A 25,943-nucleotide genomic window follows, 5' to 3' on the forward strand; every position below is an offset into this window, starting at 1 on the left:
CGGGAAATTTAAGTGAAGTCGTTGAATCCGCGACCTGCGGCACGCTTTCAGGACTTGGGCACCGGCACCAGAGAGATTTTGTATGGCTCAAAAATCTTCAGCATCTGGCCGTTGTCGCGCAAGCCTTGCAGCAACTTGCCAAACGCTTCACCACTGATCGGTGCAGCCGGACTGAGCAGTGCATAGTGGTGGTAAACCTGATCGATGCGCTGGGACACCAGCAACTGATCGGCGACCTTCTCGTTGCGCAACAGATAATCGAACAGGTAGGAACGCGTCACCAGGGCGATGTCCGCGCGCCCGCGTAGCACCATCAGCAGGTTGCTATCGTGGGAATAGGTCAGCGTGGCGTTGTAGTTCTGCGTGAGGAATTTAGGGTCGGCATTGAAGTTGGCGAATTCGTAGTGGTAGCCGCTGAACAGAGCCAGGCGTTTGCCGGTGAGATCGGCAAAGTAACTTTCACGACGATCGGGTTCGCGTTGCGCGACAAAAATCTCGGCGTCTTCCAGGCCCATGTCGACAGTGGTGTGAGGAATCTCCTTCCAGCCCCAATCCGGGTTCTCGAAGATCGCCATGTCGACGCGACCTTGCTTGAAATCACCAAACCGCCGGGGAATGGAGGTGGGCACCAGGACAAACTGGTAATCGGTTTGCAACTGGTTCAAGGCTTCCACCAATTGCGGCAGCAGTCCGGTGTCGGCGCCGGACTCCGGGCGTACGGTGTAAGGCGGGAAATGCGCCGCACCGACCCGCACCTGTTGCGCAGCCTGGGCCGGCATTACCCAGACCACCGCAAGTGCCGCCAGCAATAACCGCGAGACCGTCCAAATTGGCGAAGACATCAAAAAACCCCACTCCCCGAAAATACGCATCAATGCAATCAAACTAGGCGGTTTCGCCTGTTTATCCAGTTTCTTGTTGAGATAGACGTCTCAAGGCTTCTCTTCAAGCACCAAAATCAACGCCTCATCGGCCAATTGATCGAGGCTCATGCTGCCACCGGCGCGAAACCAGGTGGTGGTCCAGGACAATGCGCCCGTCAGGAACCGTCGAGTAATGAACACATCACCGCGAATAAAACCGGCGTCCTTGGCCTCGCCCAACACGTGCAGCCAAATCTCTTCATAGATGTCCCGCAGCGCCAGCACCTGGGCCTGCCCGTCTTCGGATAACGACCGCCATTCGTAGACCAGCACCGCCATGGCTTCGCCGCTGCCCCCCATGATCGACTGCAATTCACAACGAATCAGCGCCAGCACCCGTTCCCGCACATTAGCCGCCTCGGCCAGGGCCGCGCGCATCAGCGCGGTGTTGTAGCGAATGGTTTCCTCCATCACGGCGCGCAGGATTTCGTCCTTGCTTTTGAAGTGATGAAAAATACTGCCCGACTGAATACCCACCGCGCCGGCCAGATCGCGCACCGTGGTGCGTTCATAGCCTTTGTTGCGGAACAGGTGAGCCGCCACTTGCAGCAGTTTGCCGCGGGCACTGTCCGGGTCGGTCAATTGGCCATTGTCGACCAATTCGCGCATCACCCTCAGGGCTTTTTGCTCGTCCACCCGTTCTCTCCTACAGTCGATCAGTCAAATACGCCGCTCGCCGCTAAAACAGCGGGGTTGCGCGGGCAATTTAAGCCGGCCGGGGCGACCAAGCAAGCGCTTGGGAAGAAGATATTTCAGGCGTTTACAAACCAAGCGCTTGCTTGGTAGTCTCAAACCACTTCTGTCGGAGATGACCATGGAGTTGAGCGTGCCAAAAACTATCCGCATCGGTTGTGCCAGTGCCTTCTGGGGCGACACCTCGACCGCCGCCGCGCAATTGGTGCAAACCGGGCGCCTGGACTACCTGGTGTTCGATTATTTGGCCGAAATCACCCTGTCGATCATGGCCGGCACACGGATGAAAAATCCCCAGGCCGGTTACGCCAGTGATTTCATTGAAGTGCTCAGCCCCCTCCTCACTCAACTTGCCGAACAGAAAATTCGCGTCATCAGCAATGCTGGCGGGGTTAATCCGCAAGCCTGTGCGGCGGCTCTGCAAGCGGCATGCGACAAGGCCGGTGTGGCGCTGAAAATCGCCCTGCTGTTGGGTGATGACCTGCAACCGCAATTCAAACAGCTGAGCAGTCAAGGCATTCACGAAATGTTCAGCAACGCGCCATTGCCGCCAAGGTGCGTGTCCACCAACGCCTACCTCGGCGCACCGGGCATCGTCGAAGCCTTGCGTTTGGGCGCGGACATTGTGATCACCGGGCGGGTGGTCGACAGCGCCGTGGTCAGCGCTGCGCTGGTGCATGAATTCGGCTGGTCCTGGCACGACTACGACAAACTGGCCCAGGCCGCACTGGCCGGGCACATCATCGAATGCGGCGCCCAGTGCACCGGCGGCAACTTCACCGATTGGCGCGAGGTGCCGGACTACGAGCACATCGGTTTCCCCATCGTCGAAGTCAGCGCCGACAGCCAGTTCATTGTCAGTAAACCCGAAGGCTCCGGTGGGCTGGTCACACCACTGACCGTCGGCGAACAGATGCTCTATGAAATCGGCGACCCGCGGGCCTATCTGCTGCCGGACGTGGTCTGCGACTTCAGTCAGGTCAAACTTCAGCAACAGGGTAAAAATGCGGTTCAGGTGCACGGCGCCAAAGGCTTGCCGCCCACCGATCAGTACAAGGTCAGCGCCACTTACCCGGACGGTTTCCGCTGCACCGCCAGTTGCCTGATCGCCGGTATCGATGCGGTGGACAAGGCTCGGCGGGTCAGCGAAGCAATCATCAACAAGACTTCAGAAATCTTCAGTCAGCGTGGTTGGGCGCCCTACAGCGAAGTGAACATCGAACTGCTCGGCAGCGAGGCCACCTACGGGCCCCACGGCCAGCGCCAGGGCAGTCGCGAAGTGGTGATCAAACTCGCCGTGCGCCATCCGGACAAACAGGCCTTGATTGTGTTCTCCGGAAATCGCCCAGGCCGCCACTGGCATGGCACCGGGGCTGACCGGGATCGTCGGCGGGCGGCCGACGGTGTATCCGCTGATCCGACTGTTTTCGTTCCTGATCGACAAAAGTACCTGCACGCTGGACATTGATCTGCAGGGGCAGCGCCATCCCTGCGCCTTGCCGACGCTTGATCCGCTGGACACCAACGCCCTGCCCGGCCCTCACGAACTGCCCAAACCCCAGGGCCGGGCCGATGCCAGCGTTGCACTGGTCAAACTCGCGGTGGCCCGCTCCGGCGACAAGGGCAATCACAGCAACATCGGGGTCATGGCGCGCCAGCCGCAGTTCCTGCCATGGATTGCCGAAGCGCTGACGCCGGAGGTGATCGTCGACTGGATGAGCCACGTGCTCGACCCGGTCCACGGGCGTGTCGAGCGCTGGTACCTGCCCGGTACCCACAGTTTGAATTTTCTGCTGGAAAACGCCCTCGGCGGTGGCGGCGTGGCCAGTCTGCGGATCGACCCGCAAGGCAAGGCCTTCGCCCAGCAACTGCTGGAGATCCAGATTCCGGTGCCCCAGAGCATCGCCGACCAGGTCAATTAGAGGACCGCTGCCATGGCTTACGACTCGATTTTCAAACCCGACCTGTTCGCCGGCCAAACCATCATTATCACTGGCGGCGGCAGCGGCATCGGCCGTTGCACCGCCCATGAACTGGCAGCCCTCGGAGCCCATGTGCTGCTGGTGGGGCGCAAGGCCGAGAAACTCAAAAGCGTTGCCATCGAGATTATCGAAGACGGCGGCAAGGCCGACTGGAAGGTCTGCGACATTCGTGAGGAAGACGCGGTCAAGCATCTGGTCAGCGAGCTGATCCAACAATACGGACCGATTCACGGCCTGGTCAACAATGCCGGCGGGCAGTTCCCGTCGGCCTTGGCCTCGATCAACCAGAAGGGTTTCGAAACCGTGATGCGCACCAATTTGGTGGGCGGTTTCCTGATGGCCCGGAAGTCTTCAACCAATCCATGAGCAAGCACGGCGGCAGCATCGTCAACATGCTCGCCGACATGTGGGGCGGCATGCCCGGCATGGGCCACTCGGGCGCGGCGCGCTCCGGCATGGACAACCTGACCAAGACTGCTGCGTTCGAATGGGGTTATGCCGGGGTGCGGGTCAATGCCGTGGCGCCGGGCTGGATCGCATCCAGCGGCATGGACACTTACGAAGGCGCGTTCAAGGCCGTGATCCCGACGCTGCGCGAACATGTACCACTCAAGCGCATCGGCACCGAATCGGAAGTCAGTGCGGCGATTGTTTTTCTACTCAGCCCCGCAGCGGCGTTTGTCAGCGGCAGCACCTTGCGCATCGACGGTGCCGCGAGCCTCGGCGGTCGGGCGTGGCCGATCCATAAGGCGCAGAACAGCGAGTCGTACAATGGCTTTCACCGGGCGTATTTGCCGGACGTGCTCAAGGACAAGGAGTAAGCCATGCCGGTTATCCAGTCGCAAATCGACCCGTTCAGTGAACAGTTCGCCCGTAATCGCGCGGCGATGCTGGTCGGCATCGAGCACGTCCGCCAGCTCGAACAGAACCTGCTGAACAAGGCCGCCGAAGCCAGGGAAAAATTCGACAAGCGTGGCCAGTTGCTGCCCCGTGAACGCCTCAATCTGCTGCTCGACCCCGGCGCACCGTTCCTCGAATTGGCGAGTCTGGCCGGCTACAAATTGCACGACGACAAGGACGGCAGTTCCGCCGGCGGCGGCCTGATTGCCGGGATCGGCTACGTCTCCGGCGTGCGGGTGCTGGTGGTGGCGAACAACAGTGCGATCAAGGGCGGGACCATTTCCCCCAGCGGTTTGAAAAAGTCCCTGCGCCTGCAACAGATCGCCATGGAAAACAAACTGCCGGTGATCACCCTCGCCGAGAGCGGTGGCGCCAATCTCAATTACGCCGCCGAGATTTTTGTCGAAGGCGCCCGCAGCTTTGCCAATCAGGCGCGGATGTCGGCCATGGGGTTGCCGCAGATCACCGTGGTCCATGGCTCGGCCACCGCGGGCGGTGCGTATCAGCCGGGGTTGTCGGATTACGTAGTGGTGGTGCGCGGCAAAGCCAAGCTGTTTCTCGCTGGGCCGCCGTTGCTCAAGGCCGCCACCGGTGAAGTCGCCAGCGATGAAGAACTGGGTGGCGCCGAGATGCACGCGCAAACCGCCGGCACCGCCGAATACCTGGCCGAGAACGATGCCGACGGCGTGCGCCAGGCGCGCGAGATTCTCAGCCTGTTGCCGTGGAACGATCAACGGCAATGGTTACCCGAACGTCAGTGGAAAGAACCGCTCTACCCCATCGACGAACTGTTGGGGCTGATCCCGGATGATCCGAAAAAACCCTACGACGTGCGTGAAATCATCGCGCGGATTGCTGACAGCTCGAACTTCCTCGAATTCAAGGGTGAGTTCGATCAGCAGACTGTGTGCGGGCACCTGCACATTCAGGGCCGCGCCTGCGGCTTTATCGGTAACAACGGTCCCATCACACCCAAGGGTGCGAGCAAAGCGGCGCAGTTCATTCAGCTCTGCGACCAGAGCCAGACGCCGCTGCTGTTTTTCCACAACACCACCGGGTTTATGGTCGGCACCGAATCGGAACAGCAGGGGGTGATCAAGCACGGCGCGAAGATGATCCAGGCGGTGGCCAATGCCCGAGTGCCAAAACTGACCATCGTCGTCGGCGGCTCCTACGGTGCCGGCAACTACGCAATGTGCGGCCGTGGCCTCGATCCGCGTTTCATCTTCGCCTGGCCCAACAGCCGCACTGCAGTCATGGGCGGCGTCCAGGCCGGCAAGGTGCTGCGGATCGTCACCGAGGCCAAGCAGCTAAAGGATGGCCTGGTGCCGGACCCGAAAATGCTCGACATGCTGGAACAGGTCACCGCGCAAAAACTCGACAGCCAATCCACCGCGCTCTACGGCAGCGCCAGTTTGTGGGACGACGGGCTGATCGATCCGCGGGATACCCGCACCTTGCTCGGGTATTTGCTGGATATCTGCCAGGAGGCCGAGGTTCGGCCGCTGCAAGCCAACAGTTTTGGTGTAGCCCGCTTCTAGGGCGTTCAGGAGAACAATAAAAATGATCTTCACCCAGGAACACGAAGCACTGCGCCGCACCATTCGCCAATTTGTCGATCACGAAATCAACCCGCACGTCGAGGAATGGGAAAAGGCCGGGCGCTTTCCTGTCCACGAGATCTTCCGCAAGGCCGGCGATCTTGGCCTGCTGGGCATTTCCAAACCGGAAAAATTCGGTGGAATGGGCCTCGACTACAGCTATTCGATCGTCGCCGCCGAAGAGTTCGGCACAATCCATTGCGGCGGGATTCCGATGTCCATCGGCGTGCAGACCGACATGTGCACCCCGGCCCTCGCCCGCTTTGGTTCCGATGAATTGCGTGAAGCGTTTTTAAGACCGGCGATCACCGGCGAGCAAGTCGGCTGCATCGGCGTCTCGGAAGTCGGCGCCGGTTCCGATGTCGCCGGTTTGAAAACCACCGCCCGAAAGGATGGCGACGACTACGTGATCAACGGCAGCAAGATGTGGATCACCAATTCACCGAGCGCCGACTTCATTTGTCTGCTGGCCAACACCTCGGACGACAAACCGCACATCAACAAGTCGCTGATCATGGTGCCGATGAACGCGCCCGGCATCAGCCTCAGTTCGCACCTGGACAAGCTCGGCATGCGCAGTTCGGAAACCGCCCAGGTGTTTTTCGACAACGTGCGCGTGCCGCAACGCAACCGCATCGGCCATGAAGGCGCGGGGTTCATGATGCAGATGTTGCAGTTCCAGGAGGAACGGTTGTTCGGCGCAGCGAACATGATCAAGGGCCTGGAATACTGCATCGACAGCACCATCGAGTATTGCAAGGAACGCAAGACGTTCGGCAATGCACTGATCGACAACCAGGTCATTCACTTCCGCCTGGCCGAATTGCAAACCGAAATCGAATGCCTGCGCGCATTGGTTTACCAAGCCACTGAGCAGTACATCAAAGGCCAGGACGTCACCCGCCTGGCCTCGATGGCCAAACTCAAGGCTGGCCGGCTCGGCCGGGAAGTCAGTGACAGCTGCCTGCAATACTGGGGCGGCATGGGCTTCATGTGGGCCAACCCGGTGGCCCGCGCCTACCGCGATGTGCGGCTGGTGTCGATTGGCGGTGGCGCCGACGAAATCATGCTCGGGATCATCTGCAAACTCATGGGCACCCTGCCCGGTAAAAAGAAATGAACAACCTGCCGGTTTGCCAGACGCTGCTGCTCGAGTCCCACAACGGCGTGCTGCACATCACCCTCAATCGCCCGGAAAGCCGCAACGCCATGAGCTTGCAGATGGTCGCTGAACTGCGCGCGGTGCTGGCGGCAGTGAGCGATGACCGAACCGTTCGAGCCTTGGTGATCGGCGGTGCCGGCGGGCACTTTTGCGCGGGCGGCGACATCAAGGACATGGCCAGCGCCGGGCTCAAGGCCCTGAGGCCTATCGCGATTTGAACCGGGCGTTCGGTGCGCTGCTGCAAGAGGTGCAACACGCACCGCAAGTGGTGATCACGGTGCTGCAAGGTGCCGTGCTGGGCGGTGGATTAGGGCTGGCCTGTGTCAGCGACGTTGCGCTGGCCGATCATCAAGCGCAGTTCGGCCTGCCGGAAACCAGCCTCGGCCTGCTACCGGCGCAGATCGCACCGTTCGTGGTCCAGCGCATCGGCCTGACCCAGGCCCGAAGACTGGCCCTGACCGCGGCGCGATTCGACGGCACCCACGCCCGGCGAATGGGCCTGGTGCATTTTGTCGAGCATGACGCGCAAGCCCTGGCCGAGCGCCTCGATGAAGTGCTGGCCCATGTATTGTGCTGCGCACCGGGGGCGAACGCGCTGACCAAAAAGCTCTTGCTGGCGAGTGCCGGGCAGACTTGCGACTCGCTGCTGGATCAAGCGGCCGAGTGGTTCAGCGAAGCGGTGACCGGAGCCGAGGGGATCGAGGGGACCATGGCTTTTGTGCAAAAGCGTAAGCCGGGGTGGGCCTCCTAAAAGCATCGCGGGCAAGCCTTGCTCCTACAGGTTTGCTGTCATGCCCAACATTTGCCCCCGGTAGGAGCAAGGCTCGCCCGCGATGAGGCCCTGAAATTCACCGCAAAAACCAAGGGAACGCCCCATGCCCGGATTCCGCAAAATCCTGATCGCCAACCGCGGTGAAATCGCCTGCCGCATCCAGCGCACCGCCCAGGCCCTGGGTTACCGCACCGTCGCCGTCTTCAGCGACGCCGACGCCGACGCCCTGCACGTGCGGATGGCCGACGAAGCCGTGAATATTGGCCCGCCCCCTGTGCAGCAGTCGTACCTGAACATCCCGGCAATTATCGATGCCGCCCGCCGCACTGGCGCCGATGCAATACACCCCGGCTACGGCTTCCTCTCGGAAAACGCCGGATTCGCCCTCGCCTGCCAGCAAGCCGACATCACCTTCATCGGACCCAGCCCCGACGCCATCGAACTGATGGGCAGCAAGCGCTTGTCCAAACTCGCCATGATCGACGCGGGCGTACCCTGCATCAAAGGCTATCAGGGCGCCGAACAGGATGACGCAACCCTCAGCCGCGAAGCCGAACGCATCGGCTATCCGTTGATGATCAAGGCCAGCGCCGGCGGTGGCGGGCGTGGCATGCGCCTGGTACACGACACGGGTGACTTGCTGGAACAACTGCGCACCGCACGCTCCGAAGCCCTGCACGGGTTTGGCAGCGATGAACTGATCCTCGAACAAGCGCTGATTGATCCGCGTCACGTTGAGGTTCAGGTGTTCGGTGATCAGCACGGCAACCTGATCTACCTCGGTGAGCGCGACTGTTCGATTCAGCGTCGGCATCAGAAAGTCATCGAGGAAGCGCCCTGCCCGGTGATGACTGCCGAACTGCGCCAGGCCATGGGCGAAGCGGCGCTCAAGGCCGGGCGTGCGGTGAATTATGTCGGCGCCGGCACGGTGGAGTTCCTGCTCGATGCTCGCGGCCAGTTTTACTTTCTGGAGATGAATACCCGACTGCAGGTGGAACACCCGGTGACCGAGCTGATCACCGGCCTGGACCTGGTCGCCTGGCAGTTGCACGTCGCCGAAGGCCTGCCGCTGCCGCTGCGTCAGGATCAGGTGCAGCTCAATGGGCATGCCATTGAAGTGCGCCTGTACGCCGAAGATCCTGCTCAAGGCTTCCTGCCGCAGACCGGGCGTATCGACGCCTGGGAGCCGGCGTTGCAACACGGCGTGCGAATCGACCATGGCTTGATCGAAAGCCAACAGGTCAGCGCCTTCTATGACCCGATGCTGGGCAAGCTCATCGCCCACGGCGCCACCCGCGAAGAGGCCCGGCGCAAGTTACTGCGGGCAGTGCAGGACAGTGTGTTGCTGGGCGTACAAAGCAATCAACGCCTGCTCGCCAGCCTGCTGGAACACCCACAATTTATCAGCGGCGAATTCGGCACCGGGTTTATCCCGATGCATTTTTCCGACCACCCTTGCCTGCATGCCCACGTCCCGAGCACCGAAGAGCTGGCCATCGCGGCGGCGTTGCTTTATCAGGCGTCAGCGCAACATCACGCCGCGCCGTTGGCCGGTTGGCGCAACAACGCCAGCGTGCCATTGCACTATCGCATCGGTGTAGAGGATCAGGACTGGACCGTGGAGTTGAACGCGATTTCGGGCGAACCCTACCGACTTCAGATCGGCGACCGGACGCTCGAATTGAAGCTCATCCACAGCGACAGCCGTTGGGCCACCCTGGAAATCGACGGCATCCGCCAGCGTCACGCCTATCGCCTCGACGCCGGGCAACTCTGTCTGTTCACCCGCCCCGGCAGCCTGCGGCTGGTGAATCGCACTCAGTTGCCGGTCAGCAGCCAGGCCAGTGTCAGCACCGGTACGCTCAAGGCACCGATGGACGGGGCGATCGTCGACGTATTGGTCAGTGAGGGCAGCACGGTCAGCAAGGGGCAATTACTGGTGGTGCTGGAGGCCATGAAAATGGAGCATCCGCTCAAATCCGGGATCGACGGTGTGCTCAAACGCTTGCAGGTCAGGGTGGGCGATCAGGTTAAAAATCGTCAAATTTTGTTGGAGGTCGAATAAGGTGCCAGGGGGCGTTCTCAATTAGTTTCCACGCCGCGTTGTCGCCTTAAAGCGGGCCAGGCAAGGCGCAGGCCGCTAATGGTCGTTCCCTTTCCAAGGCCTGCAACGCAGGCTGGCCCGCTTTAAGGCACAACCCGAAGGGCCGGGCCTGCTGTTGTGCAGGGCTGCGTTGCTCGAAGCTTATTTGGAATGCCCCCTAGGCGGATCCGCCGGGTTTGGCTACGCTCAAGCCCTATCGGGACGCGGATACCAGGAACCCTGCGATGCCTCACTGGTTGGTCATTGATCTGGAAGCCACCACCGATGAGGGTGGCTGGCCAGTCACAGAAATGGAAATCATCGAAATCGGCGCCACCCTGGTGGACCGAAAAGGTCGAGAACTGGATCAGTTCCAGCGTTTCGTACGCCCGACGCGCCGGCCTTTGCTGACGCAGTTTTGCCGGGAACTGACCCACATCACCCAGCCCAACATCGATGCGGCGCAGCCGTTGGTCGAGGTCTGGGAAGCATTCGAGCGCTGGCTCACCCAGCATCACTCGCGCCTGGAAGGCTGGGCCAGTTGGGGCGATTACGACCGCCAACAATTGGTCCAGGAGTGGCAGCGCCTGCAACTCGACAGCTTTTTGAGTCATGTACCACATATGAATCTCAAGCAGCGGTTCGCCAAGGCACGTCGACTGGATCGCCCGCTGGGACTCAACGGCGCACTGCAACTGGCGGGCATGCAGTTCAATGGCCAGCAGCATCGGGCACTGGAAGACGCCCGCAATACGGCGCGGTTATTACCGCTGATTCTGCCCATCTAGGAAGGTGACGGCGCAAGGGGCGTTGTGCATACTGGCCGGCCCTTTTAAGCCCTTTTCGAGGAATCGCCCATGTTTAAAGTCAACGAGTACTTCGACGGCACCGTCAAGTCGATCGCCTTTGGCACCGCAGAAGGTCCGGCGACCATCGGCGTCATGGCGCCGGGCGAATACGAATTCGGTACCAGCCAGCGTGAAATCATGCACGTGGTGACCGGCGCCCTGACCGTCAAACTGCCAGACGCCAACGACTGGGAAACCTTCGCCGCCGGCAGCCAGTTCAATGTGCCCGCCAACAGCAAGTTCCAGTTGAAAGTGGCCGTCGACACCGCTTACCTGTGCGAATACCGCGGCTAAAACCCTGGGTTTTCACAACGACAAAAAAATGCCCGTGTCTGACGACGCGGGCATTTTTCGTTTGAAGGCTTTTTACTCGAGAATGGTCACCGGCATACCGACCTCAAGTCGACCAGTGCTGTCGTTGACCAGGTTCTGGCCGAACATCGCACCATCTTCCTCTGCCCGATACTTCTGCAACGTGGCGAGTGGCTCACGATCATCGCTGCGTAAACCGGTCTGCGGATCGATGGTGGTCAGGATGCAGCGCGAGCACGACTTGACCACCCGGAACTCGACGTCGCCGATGCGGATGCGCTTCCAGCCGTCTTCAGCAAATGCTTCGCTGCCTTCAATCACCAGATTGGGCCGGAAGCGCAGCATCTCCAGCGGACGACCCACCTTGAGCGACAGGTCTTCCAGCGAGGCCTGGCCGATCAGCAACAGCGGGAAACCATCGGCGAACGCGACCTGATCGTCGTCCTTGCCGTAGCCGGCCGCGGTGGTGCGCGCGCGATCCAGCGGCACTTGTACCAGTCGTGTCGGTTTACCAATGAATCGGCTGACCCAGGCACCCGCCGCATCACCGGCATCGGGCACCCGCAGGGTGTCGCGCCAAATGGTCACGCCATGCAGTTCGGCGTCGCTGCCGGGCAAGGCAATATCGATCGGTGAATGGCCAGGTGCAGTGAGGGTCAAGCCACCGTCGGCATTCCACAGCGCCGACAGCTGACTCATCTGCGCCACTGCGCGCTGGGTCAGGAAGCGTCCGCTGGCCTCGTCCACCAACATCCAACGTCGATCTCCGTCCAGGCCCAGTTTGTCGAGGCTGACCTGTTGCAGGGGCTCGCCCTTGCCGGATTTCAACGGATAACGATAAAGCGCGCTAAGACGCAGCATGGCCAGCTCCCTGGTAGGCAAAAACGCCACCCTATACGAGCTTGATCGCCGAATCAAAGGCTGAGAACACTACACACCTAGTGGGAGCGGGCTTGCTCGCGAAAGCGGTGTGTCAGTCAACATTGATATCGACTGACACGGCCTCTTCGCGAGCAAGCCCGCTCCCACAGGTAGACCAAGTCGTTATCAGGCCGGCACTTCGTCGAGCATCAGGCGTTGGCGCACCACGTCGACGAGCTTGTCTGGCTGGAACTTGGAAAGGAAGTTGTCGCAGCCGACCTTCTTGACCATCGAATCGTTGAAACTGCCGGATAGCGAGGTGTGCAGGACCACATAAAGGCCACGCAGGCGCGGGTCGTTACGGATTTCGGTGGTCAGGCGATAGCCATCCATTTCCGGCATTTCCGCATCGGTGAAGATCATCAGCAGTTTGTCGGTCATGACAACGCCGGTATCGGCCCAGGCTTTAAGCATGTTCAGGGCCTTCAGGCCGTCGCTGGCGATGTGCATCTTCACGCCCAACTGTCCGAGGGTGTCGCGCAATTGCGAGAGCGCCACATTGGAGTCGTCCACCAGCAGCACTTCACGGCCACGGGCACGTTCCAGAACCGGATCATCCAGTTTGTCCTTGGACACCTTGGCGTTGTACGGAACGATTTCGGCCAGGACTTTTTCCACGTCGATGATCTCCACCAACTGGTCATCGACCTTGCTGATGGCGGTCAGGTAATGCTGGCGACCGGCGCTGGTCGGCGGCGGCAGAATGGCTTCCCAGTTCATGTTGACGATGCGGTCCACGCCACCGACCAGGAACGCCTGCACCGAACGGTTGTACTCGGTGACGATGATGGTACTGGTGGGGCTTGGCACCAGTGGACGCATGCCGATGGCCTGGGACAGGTCGATGACCGGCAGGGTCTGGCCACGCAGGTTGACCACGCCGCAGACAAACGGATGGCGCTGGGGCATCAGGGTCAGTTTCGGCAGTTGCAGCACTTCCTGAACCTTGAACACGTTGATCGCGAACAATTGCCGCCCGGCCAACCGGAACATGAGAATTTCCAGGCGATTCTCACCCACCAGTTGCGTGCGTTGGTCTACCGTGTCGAGAATGCCGGCCATTAATGACTCCTGGGCTTGTTCTGATGAATTTACTAAAGAGGGTTATCGGCTGTTATTGCCGGACCTTGACCCTCAGACAAAATGCCATGCCCAGCCATTGATGCCACATTAACATCATGCTTTACTGACCCCGTATTTTTCATCACACCTGACTCCTGCGGCGCGACCTCGGTTTGCACGTTAGGTTCCCCTGTGTAAGGGATTCCCCTAGTAACAATCAGGCCCAACCTGATATTCGCAATATCCAATAGCCATTAATGTGACGCCATTCTCATTGCATGAACGGAGTCAGGCTTTTGTGTGCGATCGCAGGTCAGTGGCCCTCCACCCTCTCGAGTTCTCCAGCGTGTGCAATAGCCTGCCGGGGTGCGTTCGCGCAAAAACTCGTGATTATCGACACACACGACATTCCCTCACCTGACATGAAGTTGTGGAGATAAGCATGCCGTACGACCATAAAGAGGGCGCTCAACGGCTTCCCGAGTTTCTCGTCGAGGCTGAAACACTCCTGGCTAAATCCGAGGAATGTCTCAGTCATCTGCAACTGATCAGCAATGACACCGACGCCATTGACTGCATGCTCAGCTCCCTCCTGAAGCTGGCAAACAAGGCTGATGCCCTGGCACTGGAAGCGGTTTCAGAATTTTCGCTGCATATTCATGGCTTGTTGAATCACGCCCAACACCACCTGGCCCTGAACGATCAAGCCCTCGATGCGCTGAAAGATTGCTTTACGCTGATGGCCTGGCAACTTGAACTTATCGATCAGAAAACCGGACAGTTAACCCTCGATGACAGAGAGCAGACGTCTTTGATTGAGGCGTTTGCCTTTCAACTCGGGCAAAACCGTTTTCAGCCCCCGTCCACGCCAAGCCACTTACCCTCGTGGCCTTCTCGGAACGGCAAGCCTAGATTTGCCGGCCAACTGGCGACGCCTGGTTGTCTTATTGCCCAGACCCCACTCAATAACTCGAGCGCGCCTGTCGCAATTGAAACTTTCATACCTGTCAGCGACAGCACTAAACAAATAACTGTTTCTGTCGCGCAAGGACTATTGCTCTAGCACTCAGGTAATACCTGAGCATAAAAATAAATCGCCAATTACCTTCGGCACCCTCGTGTGACAATAACCACACTTTTTCCATTATGGAACTAACGTCCAGAACAGCCAAATTCCTGACTGTCTGGACATATATGCCAAACGCGACCAACGGTATCTTAAGTGGTATTATGCCGCCCATTAGTTGGCTTCAATTAATGGCATCGTGATTCCAGACGAAAGCGGCCCGATAAACTTCAAGGCCCGATTTCAACCACTGGTTTCACCCGTTGAAGTCGGTGTTTCACCCAATAGTTTTTTTCAGACAGAGATCCGTCAGGCCCCCTGACCGATCTGCCCGCAGCGAATATCCATTGGCTCCATCCGCTATGTACGCCAGCCTCAAGTCAATCACCACGTGGCCACCTTCCCGAGAAAACGCGCGTCGGTTCACTCTGTTGCTGTGTACTTGCTCAGCACTTGGCAGCGCGTTGGTCTATGGCTTGTCCACTCACCTGCCGGCGGGTCTGCTGGTGCTCAATATGGCAGCACTTGCCTGCGTCTGGGTCGGGCATCGCCTCTCTCGCAAATCAATAAAGTTTCAGCCACAAGAGCTGGCCGACCGGCTTCTGCAAGTACAGGAAAACGAACGCCATCGGCTCAGCCGGGAGTTGCACGACGACATCGGCCAGTTACTGACGGCAGCGAAACTTCAAAGTGAATGGCTCAAACGTCGGCTGCCCGAAGACCTGCAGGACCACTGCTCGACGCTCTGCGATACCCTGGAAGAAACATTGACCAAGGTGCGTGATGTGTCGGCCATCCTCAATCCTCGGCAACTGACCAGTCTTGGGCTGGAAGCCAGTTTGCGGGCACACTTGCTCAAGACCCTGGCCAATACGTCGGTGCACTGGAGCCTGGAGTGTCATCAGCGCCTGACCGGGATCCCGGAGGAAATGGCCCTGGCGGCCTTCCGGATTACTCAGGAAGCGGTGACCAATATCCTGCGCCACGCCGAGGCCAGGAATTTGTTGGTACGCCTGCAACGCCTGCCTCAGGGCCTGACACTGCTGATCAGCGACGACGGCCAGGGCTTTGCGCCCGCGGTAAACCCCGGGCGTGAAGGGCAGCGCGGAATGGCCGGGATGTCGGAACGGATCGATCAATTGGGCGGGACCTTGAGCGTGACCAGCGAGCCGGGCAAAGGCACTCAAATCGAAGCACTTTTCCCCTGGGCACCCCGCGCGCTCGAGCGGGCCAGCACGAATAAGGTTCTGCGTTGACTTGTAACTTACTTCTGGTGGATGACCACTCGCTTATCCGGGCAGGCGTGCGCGCTCTGGTGCTGGATATTCCCGGCTACGCGGTCGTTGGCGAGGCCAGTGACGGCTCGCAACTGCTGGAGATGGTCGAGCAACTGTCGCCGGACATCGTCCTGTTGGATATTTCCATGAAGGAAACCGGCGGCCTCGAAGCCTTGCAGCGACTTAAAAGAGTTCGCCCGCAAAGCAAGGTACTGATTCTGTCGATGCACACCGACCCGACACTGATCATGCAAGCGTTGGAGTCCGGCGCCCACGGTTACTTGCTCAAGGACACCACGGCCACCGAGCTCGAACACGCACTGGACGCCTTGCGCAACAACGAACGCTATCTGAGCCCGGCCATTGCCCACACGGTGATCAACCAGGCACTGACGCGCACTCAGAAAAACCAGCCGACTATTGCGGACTCTCACAACCTGACGGCCCGTCAGCTGGAAATCCTGCGCCTGATCGTTCGCGGCAAATCCACCCGGGAAATCGCCAACGGTCTGGGCCTGAGTATCAAGACGGTCGAAACCCACCGCGCGCAGATCATGAAACGCTTGCAGATCTACGACGTGGCAGGCCTGGTGCTGTTTGCCGTGCGCGAACAGATCATCAGCCTGGATGATTGACCGCCGGCGATGAACCCAGCAGCGGCGAGTTCGGCGGTAAATGCACACGCAATGCCGCCTCACGCGCCTCGAAACGCAAGCTGTCGCCCTCCAGAGGCTCACCATCGAGGTTGATGTGCAGGCCTTCCGCGACTTTGATCTCGACCCACGGCAAACGGGCTCGCACGAACATGTTGTCGATGCCGAAGCCATCGGCCAGCAGGTTTTTCAAAGTGCCGACCAGCTCCTGCGGCGCCGGCAGAATGCTGATATCCAGCAATCCATCGTCAACCAGCGCTTGCGGGCACAGCACACGACCACCACCGGCCTGTCGGCCATTTCCGATACCTAATGCCAACAGCTCGCCACGCCAGTAAAAGTCCGGTCCCTGCAATTCGCCATAGGCCGCATGCAATTCACTGAAGCGCGATAAACCGGTGAACAGGTACGCCGCCCCACCCAGAACCTTTTTCAGTTCCTCCGACGTATTGGCGGTGACATTACTGCCAAAACCGCCAGTGGCCATATTCAGAAACACTTGTCCGCCTACCTCGCCCAGGTCGATAGAGACCGGGACGCTGTCCAGAAGCTCCAGTGCCCGGGCAGGCTCCAGAGAGATGCCTGCTGCGCGCGCAAAATCATTAGCGGTTCCCAATGGCATCAACACCAGGCTGGACTCGTTCGAATGCGCGGCCATGGCCTCGGCGATATCGCGAAAGGTGCCATCGCCGCCGCCGGCAATAATCTGCGTATAACCCGCTGCCTGCGCTTCACCCACCAGACGCAGGGCGTCGCCCGCCTCCCAGGTCAGCCGAACGGCCAGCTTCCAGCCCTCCTTGCGCTTGCCTTCGACGGCCGCGCGCACGTCTTCGTTGAGTGCCTGCTTGCCATGCAGAATCAACAGCGCCTTGCGCTCATCCATTGCTGTCACTCCCCATGATTGGAATCCGTATGGGAGATGTTGACCTCGCAGGCACCGGAAAAAGTCAGCAGAACTTGAATTAATTCAGTTCTCGGGCGCCTCTCGCCCTATAGAGCGGGATATTTTCTTACAAAACGTGAGGAATCGGCTCAATTGACCGAGCCCGGTGATTGGTACACCTTGGGGGCTTGGGGTTTCAATCACCCAAATACATACACACAAGGATGTGCACGCAATGAATGCAAACGCCTTAAGGGCTCATCAGGCTCAATTCAAAAGCAGCGCAAAACCCACTGGAGAAGTTGATATGGACCCTGGCGTCATTGCACTGGAGACACACCTCAAGTGCATCCGCAGGGAAATGGATGAGGTGCGTGGTGACGTGAGATCCATCAAACACCGACTGGCTTACTCCACCGGTGCAACCGCCGTGATCCTGGGACTTCTGGGGTGGGTCGCCCACAGCCGGTTCGAACAGGTCGTAACGCTCCTGGTGCATTAAGCGCCACGGATGCACGCAAGACCCGGCTCAAGCTACCGGGGCCTGCGTGGGTCAGCCAATAGCTGGCATCAGCTCAAGACTTCACTCAGGGGAATGAAATTGACGTATTCACCCTCGATCAGCGTCCGGTCCTCCAGCACTTCAACCAGGCCCTCAGCCCAAGCGGCGCTGCGTAATACCCCGGAACTCTGGTTCCTGTAGATGATCGCCCGACCCTTCTCGAGACGCCCGCGCAGGTACTCGCGTCGGTTGCCTGCCTTGGGCCAGACAAACCCTGCCGGCACAGGAAATTTGAGCGGTTCGACGTCTTTGACGCCTTGACGGCGAAAGAGATAAGGCCGCGCCAGTAAGGCAAAAGTCACCAGCGTCGACGCCGGGTTACCCGGCAAACCAATCACCGGCACACCACGAAAATGCCCGAACGTCAGCGGTTTTCCGGGCTTGATGGCGAGCTTCCAAAGCGTCAGTTCGCCCTCTTCGCGCAGGGCCATGCCGAGGAAATCGGCTTCGCCCACGGAGACACCTCCCGTGGACAAAATCAGGTCGACATCCGTCAGTTCGCTTAAACGAGCGCGAGTTATTTCCAGATCATCCACCAGGATGCCCGCGTCAAAGACCTCGCAACCCAAACGCTGCAACCAGCTACAGAGCAACACGCGATTACTGTTGTAGATCTGCCCCGGGCCCAGGGCCTGACCGGGTTCGACCAGTTCATCGCCGGTGGATAGCACCGCGACGCGAACCTTGCGCACCACATCAAGCTCGGCACAGCCCAGTGAAGCCGCCAAGCCCTGCTCGATCGGCCCCAGACGCGTGCCCGCCGACAAGACCAACTCGCCGACAGTGGTTTCCTGGCCTTGCGGGCGAATGTTTTGACCCACCGTCATGGCCTCGGTGAACACGACGCGCTCGTCTGCCTGAACCTCAGCGTTCTCCTGCATTTCCACGCAGTCCGCACCCTCGGGCACCGGCGCACCGGTGAAGATTCGTGCGCAAGTCCCAGGCTGCAAGGGCTGCGGTGCCTGGCCAGCAAAAATTCTCTGGCTGACCACCAGCGGTTCGCCGGTCCAATCGGCCAGACGCAAGGCATAACCGTCCATGGCACTGTTGGGCCAGGGCGGCAAATCCAGTGTCGAGATCAGATCGTCCGCCAGCACTCGTCCCTGAACCTGCGCCAGCGGCAGGCGTTCACGTTCAAGAATCGGCGCCGCTTCAGCCATTTCCAGCAAACGCGCGAGCGCTACCTCGACCGGCATCAAACTGCCCGTCTTGCCAGGCTTACCCGCGGGATTCACAGGGCGCCGCCTGTTTCAGATGAGGGACGAAATTGCACGGACGGTGCCGCGAATCCAGTTGCTCAGCGAGAATGCCATCCCAACCGGTGCGCACGGCATTGGTCGAACCTGGCAAGCAGCAGACCAGCGTGCCGTTGGCCAGACCGGCCAAGGCTCGGGACTGCACGGTCGAGGTACCGATGTCTGCCACCGAAATCTGCCGGAACAGCTCGCCAAAACCATCAACCCGTTTATCCAGCAGGCAACTCACCGCTTCCGGCGTGCTGTCGCGGCCGGTGAACCCGGTACCGCCAGTGATCAGCACCACCTGCACGACATCGTCGGCAATCCAGGTGGCGACTTGCGCACGAATTTTGTAGAGATCATCTTTAAGCAGCACCCGCGCCGCGAGGTTATGACCGGCAGCGCTCAGGCGGTCGACGAACACCTGGCCTGAAGTGTCGGTTTCCAGGGTACGGGTATCACTGACAGTCAGCACCGCGATGTTAAGCGGCGCGAAAGGTACATCAGCCTTGGTTTTCATAGGCTCGTCCAGTTGTAGGGTAAACAGCCCGGTGTTATATCACAGCGCCTCATTTTTTCGCCGCCCCCACGGAGAGTTGCCATGACATCAAATACACCACTGTCGCCGTGTTCCATTCTGCTCCTGGCGGGAGGGCGCGGCCAACGCATGGGCGGCCAGGACAAGGGTTTGATCGAATGGCATGGCGAACCGCTGATTGCACACCTGCACCGCAAGACCCGTGCACTCAGCGATGACCTGATCATCTCCTGCAATAGAAACCAGGAAAAATATGCGCCGTATGCCGACCGATTGGTCGTTGATGATCTCGCCGATTTCCCGGGCCACTGGCCGGTATTCGTGCTGGCCTGAAGGCCGCTCGCCATCCACATCTGCTGGTGTTGCCCTGTGATGTGCCGCGGATTGATGATGCACTGCTTCAAAGCATGCGCGAAACGGCCGGGCTTCATCCGGACAAACCGCTAATGCTGCGCCACGGCGAACATTGGGAGCCGTTGCTGTGCATTATCCCCGTCGCCCTTCTGGATGCGTTCGAAAACGCCTGGAGCGAGGGTGAACGCAGCCCGGGCCGGATCATGCGCCAGCTCGGCGCCACTGCCCTGCAATGCCCTGACAATGACCCTCGCCTGGCCAACCTGAACACCCCCGAACTGTTAAGTGCACATACCACTGTGTCAGACTGACACGAGAAGGAACTTGCGCACGTTGCATACGTCTACAAGCTCAGTAACCAAAAGAATTCATATTCGGAGACACGCTCATGACTCAACGGACCCTCGCCACATTCATGCTCGCGCTGGGCCTTGCCACCCTCGCCGGTTGCGCATCGCCAACAGTGATCACCTTGAATGACGGTCGTGAAATCCAGGCCGTCGACCAGCCTAAATTCGATTCCGAGTCGGGTTTCTACGAGTTCGAACAGTTGGACGGCAAGCACACTCGCATCAACAAGGATCAGGTTCGTACTGTTAAAGAGTTGTAATCTTTGCGGTGATAACCGGATACAGAAAAGCCCGCTAAATGCGGGCTTTTTCGTGGGCCAAACATCGTGCGACGAGCGATCACCACTGCAAGGTGATGGTGCTTTCGAAGGCTCGTTCCTGACCTGTGACCGGGTCCACAAAGCGCAGCCCCTGGGCCAGCAACTTCAAGGGATTGGTATAGTCATCCTCGACATCCTTGAGCACCTGCGGATAGAACGGATCATTGCAGATACTCGCGCCTAACGCTGTCATGTGCACCCGTAACTGATGCTTTTTACCGGTGACCGGATAGAGCCCGTAACGCCAGAGCTCGCCGTTTTTCTCCCTGACCTCGACCGCCGTCTCGGTGTTGCTGACGCCCGGACCTTCCTGCATGCGGAAGAAAGGTTCGCCATCGACAAGCCGGCTTTTATGGACCAACGGAAAGGCCAGTTCAGGCAATGCCGGCGCAATGGCCTCGTAGCGTTTTTCGATTTGCCGCGTCGGGAACAACGACTGATACGCCGAACGCGTCTGAGGATTGGCTGAAAACAGCACAAGCCCCGCGGTATGCCGGTCAATGCGGTGCAAAGGCACCAGGTGGGGATTATCCAGGCGGTGGATCAGCCGCCGCAGCAGGGTTTGCTCCACGTATTCGCCAGCCGGTGTTACGGGCAGAAAGTGCGGTTTGTCCGCGACTACCAGATGTTCGTCGGCGTACAGGATCGACTCGATCACCGGAATCGGCTTTTCGTCCGGCACCTCACGGAAATAGTGAATCCGCAGACCTTCCTTGTAGGGCAGATCAAGGGCGATCGGCAGGCCTTGACCGTCAAGGACGCGCCCGCGAGCGATCCGGTCCAGCCACTGCTCACGACCAATGGCGCGAAAGTGCTCGCACAGGCAATCGAGTACGGTCTGCCACGGGCCTGGCGGCAAGTAGAGGGTGCTGGCCTGGCTGTGTGCAGCCGAAAAAGATGAAGTGGACATACGAAAGCTCTAACCCTCAATGCAGGGCGGCATTATCCAACAGTGGCTGAAGCGAACCTAGCGAAGAATCCTCAGGCCGGAATCGACGCGGACCGCGCGGCCGCTTCCGTGAACTCCTTGAGCCAGCGCAGCACATCCACCGCCTCCCAGCGGCCGGGATCGTAAAGCGCATACATCAAGCCCTGATAACCCACCACATCCAGTTGCCGGTGATAGCCTGCGCGCTGGAACAAGGCTTCGATTTCGGCGAAACAGGTGTTGAAATGCAGCTTGTTGAACGGGGTTTTACCTTCGGTGACCAAGCCATCCAGACGCAATTCTAGGACTGCCTCGCGCACTACGTCGGCCGACATCCGGTTCACGCTGTTCTTCAATTGTTCGACATTGACCACGGTTCATCCCTCTGACTCACGGGATCACCTGGCCAACTCCGAAAGAGAAGGATGCAGGGCAGGCAATCCGAATAACTGTACGGACATACAGTAACCGAATAACCTGTTTTGCGCCAATGGATGAACGCAACACCTCGACGGGTGGGGGGCGCTCAGCGCAAGAACGCCACGACCTGCTCGGCATCGAAGGGCCAATCGAGTTCAGCGCCACTATCAAGACGCCGCAACACCGGGATACGCAGGCCATAGTCCTCGACCCAATCTTCGTTTTCCGCGATATCGACCAACTCCACCAACAAACCGTGCTCGACCAAGGGCATCAGTTCTTCTTCGGCAAGTTCACACAGATGGCAACCCAGGGTGCCAAAAAGCTGACATTCAGGAGGCATGACAAACAGACCAGGCAAAGTGAGGTTTCATTCTAGGCCCACCTAAGCTCTCGAGCCAATTTCCGTAAGGTCTGGAGACATCCCCTTCGGTCAATTTCAAAAGATTTCGGCAATCGCCTGATGCATATCATTTGCGCCGAATGCCATTTGCGCGATGCTCTCGACTTTTTTGCCTCTACGCTTGGGTAGCCCGAAGTCGTCGCCGGAGTTTTTTGTGTTTGCCAATCTGTTAATCATCCTCGCCTCCTCCCTGGTGGTCATTGCCCTGTTCCGGCGCCTGCGCTTGCCGCCGGTGCTGGGCTACCTCTGCGTGGGACTGATGATTGGGCCTACGGCACTTGACTGGGTGAACGAAAGCGACGAGTTACCTGACCTCGCCGAGCTGGGCGTGGTGTTCCTGCTGTTCTCCCTGGGGCTGGAGTTTTCCCTGTCGAAAATGCTCGCGCTGCGCCAAGTCGTGTTCGGCCTCGGCAGCCTGCAAGTGCTGGGCTCCGGGATGCTGCTGGGGGCTTTGCTGATGCTGTTTGGTATGTCCGTCACACCGGCATTGTTGCTCGGTGCCGGCCTGGCGTTGTCTTCCACGGCGATTGTCAGCAAGGAGCTTGGCAGCCTGGGCGAGATTTTCAGCAGTCACGGCCAGAATGCCATCGGCGTGCTGCTGTTCCAGGACGTAGTGGCGGTGGTGCTGCTGACCCTGGTGCCGGTGTTTGCCGGCAGCAGCGCTCAAGCCTGGTATTGGGCACTCCCCCTCACACTGGCCAAGACCGTGCTGCTGTTTGTAGGCCTGCTGCTGGCCAGTCGCTGGTTGCTGCCCCGATTGTTCCATGAGGTGGCCGCGTCCCGTTCTGCGGAACTGTTCGTGCTACTGGCCCTGGTCATTGTGCTGCTGACTGCCTGGCTGACGCACCTGCTAGGCCTCTCCCCGCCCTCGGCGCATTTCTGGCTGGCATGTTGCTGGGGGAAAGTCATTACCGGCATCAGATCGAGGCCGATATCCGGCCGTTCCGCGACATCCTCCTCGGGTTGTTTTTCGTCAGTATCGGCATGTTGATCGACTTGCGGCTGTTTGCCAGCCACGGCCTGCTCATTCTCGGCTTGACCCTCGGCCTGCTCTTGATCAAGGGCAGCGTGGTGGCCCTGCTGGTCAAATGGCGTGGTAGCGACGGCGAGACGGCGTGGCGTAGCGGCTTGGCATTGTCTCAAGGTGGTGAGTTCTGCTTTGCCTTGATGGCGCAGATGCAGCAGCACAAACTGATGCCCGCCGACCTCGGCGGCCTGCTGCTGGCCACAACGTTCTGTTCGATGCTGGTCACGCCGCTGTTGCTGCGGGCCGCGCCACGGATTGCCGCACGCCTGCACCGCAAACCCAATGACGAAGCAAAACTCGAGGAAATCAGTGCGCTCAACGCCGGGCTGCAAGGCCATGTGGTGATTTGCGGTTACGGTCGCGTGGGACAATCCATCGGACGCTTTCTGCACAACGCGCAACAACCTTATATCGCCCTGGATAACGACCCCGTGCGGGTCCAGGAAGCCGCTGCCGGTGAAAGCAGCGTGCATTACGGCGACTCTCGTCGCGGCGAGTTGCTGGCCGCCGTCGGGTTTGAACGGGCCAGGTTGCTGGTGATCGCGGTGGACAAGACCGACATTGCACTACTGATCTTGAAGGAAGCACGCCGACTCAACCCGAGCGTGCCGATCCTGGTGCGCACCCGGGACGACAGTCAGTGGGCCGAATTGAAAGCAGCCGGTGCCAATGAAGTCGTTCCGGAACTGCTGGAGTCGAGCCTGATGCTCGCCTCCCATGCGCTGATCATGCTGGGTTTGCCAGCGCATCAGGTCCAGGAGCGTGTCGATCAGGTGCGCCACGATCGCTATCGCCTGCTGCACCGGTTTTACCCCGGTGCAGAAGATGAGGAAAACTAGTCCTGGCTCACGGCGCCGATCTTGTGCACCGACAGGTCCGCGCCGTAATACTCCTCTTCCTGACTCAGGCGCAGCCCGTGGAACGCCTTGATCGTGCCATACACCGCAAAGCCACCGGCCAGTGCCACGACCACACCCAACGAAGTCCCGAGCAACTGGCTGATCAGGCTCACCCCGCCCAAACCGCCCAAGGCAGTCTGACCGAAGATGCCGCAAGCAATCCCGCCCCACACGCCGCACAGGCCATGCAATGGCCAGACACCCAGCACATCGTCGATGCGCCATTTGCCTTGGGCAGCGGTGAAGCACCAGACGAACAACGCCCCGGCAATCGCCCCGGTCACCAGTGCACCCACCGGATGCATCAGGTCGGAACCGGCACAAATCGCCACCAGCCCGGCCAGCGGGCCGTTATGCAGAAAGCCCGGGTCATTGCGCCCGACGATCAACGCCGCCACGGTGCCACCGACCATGGCCATCAGCGAATTCACCGCCACCAGCCCGCTGACGCCTTGCAACGTCTGTGCGCTCATGACATTAAAGCCGAACCAGCCAACGATCAGAATCCACGACCCCAAGGCCAGGAAGGGAATGCTCGACGGCGCAAACGCCACCAGTCGACCGTCGCGATAACGCCCCTGCCGTGGCCCGAGCAACAATACCGCTGCCAGCGCCAACCAACCGCCCATGGCGTGGACCACCACGGAACCGGCGAAATCATGGAAACTGGCGCCAAAATGCTCCAGCAACCAGGCTTGAAAACCGAAGTTACCGTTCCAGATCATACCCTCGAAAAACGGATAGATGAACGCCACGATCAGCGCAGTCGCGCACAACTGCGGAACGAAGCGTGCACGTTCGGCAATACCGCCGGAAATGATCGCCGGGATCGCCGCGGCAAACGTCAGCAGAAAAAGAACTTCACCAGCGCGTAACCATGATCGGCATTGATCACCGCCGCCGGTTGCATGAAAGTGACGCCGTAGGAAATCCAGTAGCCTATAAAGAAGTAGGCCAGCGTCGAAATGGCGAAGTCACTGAGGATCTTCGACAAGGCATTGACCTGGTTCTTTTGTCGAACCGTGCCGACCTCCAGAAACGCGAAACCGGCGTGCATGGCCAACACCATGACTGCACCGATCAGAATGAACAACGTGTTGGAGCTGTGGACCAGACTGTCCACAGCGCTTTGCAGATTTTCCATGGGGTTGGCAGACCTGAAGGCTAAAAAAGCACCAAAGCAGTTCACGCAGGCAATCCATGCACCAAGTTGCGCCTTATCGCAACCAACGTATTGATTCCAATGAACCGCTTTGGCGCACAAGGCCGGAACCTTTGCGCGGGTTTTGATTATTTGAGTTATGGTTTTGCTCAAATCATGCCCAGCAACAGCGCAATGGCGCGAGCTGACGCACCACGACGTAGCAAAAGTTGTACCAGTCATTTGTACTGAACCTTCACCCAAGGCTCATACTCGAACGCATCAGAAGCCACCTACGGAGATCTACCCATGGCCAGCATCAAGGCAAAGACTGCTCAAGAAATCCTGATGAACGATTTTCAAACCCTGGTCAGCGATACCGAACGGTTGCTGGAACACACCGCGTCCCTGGCCGGCGATCAAGCCGATGAGTTGCGCGACCAGATCCACGACAGTCTGCTGCGCGCCCGCGAAACCTTGAAGCTGACCGAGGAATCCTTGCGTGATCGCGGTCAGGCAGCAGTCACCGCCACCGAGGATTACGTTCAGGCCAACCCATGGCAATCGGTCGGTATCGCCGCCGGCGTGGGTTTCCTCATCGGCCTGCTAGCCACGCGTCGCTGAT

Annotated in this window: 20 protein-coding genes and 7 pseudogenes; 16 read left to right on the forward strand and 11 right to left on the reverse strand. The window is 59.5% G+C overall.

Features of this window, described 5'->3' with window-relative positions:
- Nucleotides 1-47: 47 nt before the first annotated feature.
- Together JFV26_RS07785 and JFV26_RS07790 are read right to left on the reverse strand one after the other, a co-directional pair.
- Nucleotides 48-842, reverse strand: a complete 795-nt coding sequence (locus JFV26_RS07785) for a substrate-binding periplasmic protein (RefSeq protein ID WP_201191201.1) — start codon at nt 840-842, stop codon at nt 48-50.
- Nucleotides 843-932: 90 nt separating this feature from the next.
- The gene (locus tag JFV26_RS07790) at nt 933-1,559 is read right to left on the reverse strand and encodes a TetR family transcriptional regulator (protein ID WP_201191203.1); all 627 of its coding nucleotides are present in this window, start codon (nt 1,557-1,559) and stop codon (nt 933-935) included.
- Nucleotides 1,560-1,749: 190 nt separating this feature from the next.
- On the opposite strand from JFV26_RS07790, the pseudogene JFV26_RS07795 reads away from it, so the two are divergent.
- The 8 genes and pseudogenes from JFV26_RS07795 (at nt 1,750) to ppnP (ending at nt 11,258) form a co-directional block, all read left to right on the forward strand.
- Nucleotides 1,750-3,538 (forward strand): annotated as a pseudogene (locus JFV26_RS07795) (acyclic terpene utilization AtuA family protein).
- Nucleotides 3,539-3,550: 12 nt separating this feature from the next.
- Nucleotides 3,551-4,419: pseudogene (locus JFV26_RS07800) on the forward strand (SDR family oxidoreductase).
- A 3-nt stretch (nt 4,420-4,422) separates the two neighbouring features.
- Complete coding sequence (gene atuC, locus JFV26_RS07805; protein WP_201191207.1) at nt 4,423-6,039, forward strand: geranyl-CoA carboxylase subunit beta; 1,617 nt, start codon at nt 4,423-4,425, stop codon at nt 6,037-6,039.
- Between the two features lie 22 nt (nt 6,040-6,061).
- Nucleotides 6,062-7,219 (forward strand): citronellyl-CoA dehydrogenase, encoded by a 1,158-nt coding sequence (atuD, locus tag JFV26_RS07810; protein WP_201191209.1) that lies wholly within the window; start codon nt 6,062-6,064, stop codon nt 7,217-7,219.
- Nucleotides 7,216-8,012 (forward strand): annotated as a pseudogene (locus tag JFV26_RS07815) (enoyl-CoA hydratase/isomerase family protein). The gene atuD and the pseudogene JFV26_RS07815 overlap by 4 nt, the downstream one beginning before the upstream one ends.
- 124 nt (nt 8,013-8,136) lie before the next feature.
- The gene (locus JFV26_RS07820; protein ID WP_201191211.1) at nt 8,137-10,098 is read left to right on the forward strand and encodes an acetyl/propionyl/methylcrotonyl-CoA carboxylase subunit alpha; all 1,962 of its coding nucleotides are present in this window, start codon (nt 8,137-8,139) and stop codon (nt 10,096-10,098) included.
- Nucleotides 10,099-10,361: 263 nt separating this feature from the next.
- Nucleotides 10,362-10,904, forward strand: coding sequence for an exonuclease domain-containing protein (locus JFV26_RS07825; protein WP_201191213.1), 543 nt, complete (start codon nt 10,362-10,364; stop codon nt 10,902-10,904).
- A 69-nt stretch (nt 10,905-10,973) separates the two neighbouring features.
- Nucleotides 10,974-11,258, forward strand: coding sequence for a pyrimidine/purine nucleoside phosphorylase (gene ppnP, locus JFV26_RS07830; protein WP_201191215.1), 285 nt, complete (start codon nt 10,974-10,976; stop codon nt 11,256-11,258).
- Between the two features lie 72 nt (nt 11,259-11,330).
- Here ppnP and JFV26_RS07835 read toward each other — a convergent pair whose 3' ends face one another.
- Together JFV26_RS07835 and JFV26_RS07840 are read right to left on the reverse strand one after the other, a co-directional pair.
- Complete coding sequence (locus JFV26_RS07835; protein ID WP_201191217.1) at nt 11,331-12,137, reverse strand: MOSC domain-containing protein; 807 nt, start codon at nt 12,135-12,137, stop codon at nt 11,331-11,333.
- A gap of 186 nt (nt 12,138-12,323) precedes the next feature.
- A complete protein-coding gene (locus JFV26_RS07840) occupies nt 12,324-13,259 on the reverse strand; it encodes a chemotaxis protein CheV (RefSeq protein WP_054052105.1) in 936 nt (311 codons plus the stop codon).
- A gap of 442 nt (nt 13,260-13,701) precedes the next feature.
- Between JFV26_RS07840 and JFV26_RS07845 the strand changes: the two are divergent.
- The 3 genes and pseudogenes from JFV26_RS07845 (at nt 13,702) to JFV26_RS07855 (ending at nt 16,237) form a co-directional block, all read left to right on the forward strand.
- A pseudogene (locus JFV26_RS07845) lies at nt 13,702-14,171 on the forward strand (hypothetical protein).
- Between the two features lie 516 nt (nt 14,172-14,687).
- Nucleotides 14,688-15,581, forward strand: a complete 894-nt coding sequence (locus tag JFV26_RS07850; RefSeq protein WP_201191688.1) for a sensor histidine kinase — start codon at nt 14,688-14,690, stop codon at nt 15,579-15,581.
- Nucleotides 15,578-16,237, forward strand: coding sequence for a response regulator (locus JFV26_RS07855; RefSeq protein WP_201191221.1), 660 nt, complete (start codon nt 15,578-15,580; stop codon nt 16,235-16,237). The genes JFV26_RS07850 and JFV26_RS07855 overlap by 4 nt, the downstream gene beginning before the upstream one ends.
- On the opposite strand, the gene yegS is transcribed toward JFV26_RS07855, so the two are convergent.
- On the reverse strand, nt 16,221-17,138 hold the full coding sequence (gene yegS, locus JFV26_RS07860) for a lipid kinase YegS (protein ID WP_201191228.1): 918 nt from the start codon (nt 17,136-17,138) through the stop codon (nt 16,221-16,223). The two genes, JFV26_RS07855 and yegS, sit on opposite strands and share 17 nt — an antisense overlap.
- A gap of 235 nt (nt 17,139-17,373) precedes the next feature.
- Here yegS and JFV26_RS07865 point away from each other — a divergent pair, with 235 nt between their 5' ends.
- Nucleotides 17,374-17,640, forward strand: coding sequence for a hypothetical protein (locus tag JFV26_RS07865; protein ID WP_242487766.1), 267 nt, complete (start codon nt 17,374-17,376; stop codon nt 17,638-17,640).
- A 68-nt stretch (nt 17,641-17,708) separates the two neighbouring features.
- Here the strand turns inward: JFV26_RS07865 and JFV26_RS07870 are convergent, their stop codons facing one another.
- Both JFV26_RS07870 and moaB read right to left on the reverse strand, forming a co-directional pair.
- A complete protein-coding gene (locus JFV26_RS07870; protein ID WP_201191692.1) occupies nt 17,709-18,896 on the reverse strand; it encodes a molybdopterin molybdotransferase MoeA in 1,188 nt (395 codons plus the stop codon).
- Nucleotides 18,897-18,918: 22 nt separating this feature from the next.
- Complete coding sequence (gene moaB, locus JFV26_RS07875) at nt 18,919-19,458, reverse strand: molybdenum cofactor biosynthesis protein B (RefSeq protein ID WP_201191230.1); 540 nt, start codon at nt 19,456-19,458, stop codon at nt 18,919-18,921.
- Nucleotides 19,459-19,539: 81 nt separating this feature from the next.
- Between moaB and mobA the strand changes: the two are divergent.
- A pseudogene (gene mobA / locus JFV26_RS07880) lies at nt 19,540-20,141 on the forward strand (molybdenum cofactor guanylyltransferase MobA).
- A 77-nt stretch (nt 20,142-20,218) separates the two neighbouring features.
- The gene (locus tag JFV26_RS07885; protein WP_201191232.1) at nt 20,219-20,440 is read left to right on the forward strand and encodes a YgdI/YgdR family lipoprotein; all 222 of its coding nucleotides are present in this window, start codon (nt 20,219-20,221) and stop codon (nt 20,438-20,440) included.
- A gap of 79 nt (nt 20,441-20,519) precedes the next feature.
- On the opposite strand, the gene JFV26_RS07890 is transcribed toward JFV26_RS07885, so the two are convergent.
- The 3 genes from JFV26_RS07890 to JFV26_RS07900 form a co-directional block, all read right to left on the reverse strand.
- The gene (locus JFV26_RS07890; protein WP_201191234.1) at nt 20,520-21,410 is read right to left on the reverse strand and encodes a pseudouridine synthase; all 891 of its coding nucleotides are present in this window, start codon (nt 21,408-21,410) and stop codon (nt 20,520-20,522) included.
- Between the two features lie 71 nt (nt 21,411-21,481).
- Entirely contained in the window at nt 21,482-21,802 is a 321-nt protein-coding gene (locus JFV26_RS07895) for a transcriptional regulator (protein WP_201191236.1), read from the reverse strand.
- Nucleotides 21,803-21,954: 152 nt separating this feature from the next.
- On the reverse strand, nt 21,955-22,191 hold the full coding sequence (locus tag JFV26_RS07900; protein WP_201191238.1) for a glutaredoxin family protein: 237 nt from the start codon (nt 22,189-22,191) through the stop codon (nt 21,955-21,957).
- Between the two features lie 214 nt (nt 22,192-22,405).
- Between JFV26_RS07900 and JFV26_RS07905 the strand changes: the two are divergent.
- Nucleotides 22,406-24,117, forward strand: a pseudogene (locus tag JFV26_RS07905) (cation:proton antiporter).
- Here the strand turns inward: JFV26_RS07905 and JFV26_RS07910 are convergent.
- Nucleotides 24,114-25,321: pseudogene (locus JFV26_RS07910) on the reverse strand (ammonium transporter). The pseudogenes JFV26_RS07905 and JFV26_RS07910 sit on opposite strands and share 4 nt — an antisense overlap.
- A gap of 306 nt (nt 25,322-25,627) precedes the next feature.
- Here JFV26_RS07910 and JFV26_RS07915 point away from each other — a divergent pair.
- On the forward strand, nt 25,628-25,942 hold the full coding sequence (locus tag JFV26_RS07915) for a DUF883 family protein (RefSeq protein WP_201191240.1): 315 nt from the start codon (nt 25,628-25,630) through the stop codon (nt 25,940-25,942).
- Nucleotide 25,943 lies beyond the last annotated feature (1 nt).

It is taken from the genome of Pseudomonas sp. TH31 (genome assembly GCF_016650815.1).
Lineage (GTDB): Bacteria > Pseudomonadota > Gammaproteobacteria > Pseudomonadales > Pseudomonadaceae > Aquipseudomonas.

What these genes read in the sequence shown, in the direction of transcription:
- JFV26_RS07900 (WP_201191238.1), bottom strand. Translation starts at nt 22,191, where the DNA reads ATGCCTCCTGAATGTCAGCTTTTTGGCACCCTGGGTTGCCATCTGTGT.
- atuD (WP_201191209.1), top strand. Translation starts at nt 6,062, where the DNA reads ATGATCTTCACCCAGGAACACGAAGCACTGCGCCGCACCATTCGCCAA.
- JFV26_RS07835 (WP_201191217.1), bottom strand. Translation starts at nt 12,137, where the DNA reads ATGCTGCGTCTTAGCGCGCTTTATCGTTATCCGTTGAAATCCGGCAAG.
- JFV26_RS07915 (WP_201191240.1), top strand. Translation starts at nt 25,628, where the DNA reads ATGGCCAGCATCAAGGCAAAGACTGCTCAAGAAATCCTGATGAACGAT.
- JFV26_RS07865 (WP_242487766.1), top strand. Translation starts at nt 17,374, where the DNA reads ATGAATGCAAACGCCTTAAGGGCTCATCAGGCTCAATTCAAAAGCAGC.
- JFV26_RS07850 (WP_201191688.1), top strand. Translation starts at nt 14,688, where the DNA reads ATGTACGCCAGCCTCAAGTCAATCACCACGTGGCCACCTTCCCGAGAA.
- JFV26_RS07840 (WP_054052105.1), bottom strand. Translation starts at nt 13,259, where the DNA reads ATGGCCGGCATTCTCGACACGGTAGACCAACGCACGCAACTGGTGGGT.
- JFV26_RS07820 (WP_201191211.1), top strand. Translation starts at nt 8,137, where the DNA reads ATGCCCGGATTCCGCAAAATCCTGATCGCCAACCGCGGTGAAATCGCC.
- moaB (WP_201191230.1), bottom strand. Translation starts at nt 19,458, where the DNA reads ATGAAAACCAAGGCTGATGTACCTTTCGCGCCGCTTAACATCGCGGTG.
- atuC (WP_201191207.1), top strand. Translation starts at nt 4,423, where the DNA reads ATGCCGGTTATCCAGTCGCAAATCGACCCGTTCAGTGAACAGTTCGCC.
- yegS (WP_201191228.1), bottom strand. Translation starts at nt 17,138, where the DNA reads ATGGATGAGCGCAAGGCGCTGTTGATTCTGCATGGCAAGCAGGCACTC.
- ppnP (WP_201191215.1), top strand. Translation starts at nt 10,974, where the DNA reads ATGTTTAAAGTCAACGAGTACTTCGACGGCACCGTCAAGTCGATCGCC.
- JFV26_RS07870 (WP_201191692.1), bottom strand. Translation starts at nt 18,896, where the DNA reads ATGCCGGTCGAGGTAGCGCTCGCGCGTTTGCTGGAAATGGCTGAAGCG.
- JFV26_RS07825 (WP_201191213.1), top strand. Translation starts at nt 10,362, where the DNA reads ATGCCTCACTGGTTGGTCATTGATCTGGAAGCCACCACCGATGAGGGT.
- JFV26_RS07785 (WP_201191201.1), bottom strand. Translation starts at nt 842, where the DNA reads ATGTCTTCGCCAATTTGGACGGTCTCGCGGTTATTGCTGGCGGCACTT.
- JFV26_RS07890 (WP_201191234.1), bottom strand. Translation starts at nt 21,410, where the DNA reads ATGTCCACTTCATCTTTTTCGGCTGCACACAGCCAGGCCAGCACCCTC.
- JFV26_RS07885 (WP_201191232.1), top strand. Translation starts at nt 20,219, where the DNA reads ATGACTCAACGGACCCTCGCCACATTCATGCTCGCGCTGGGCCTTGCC.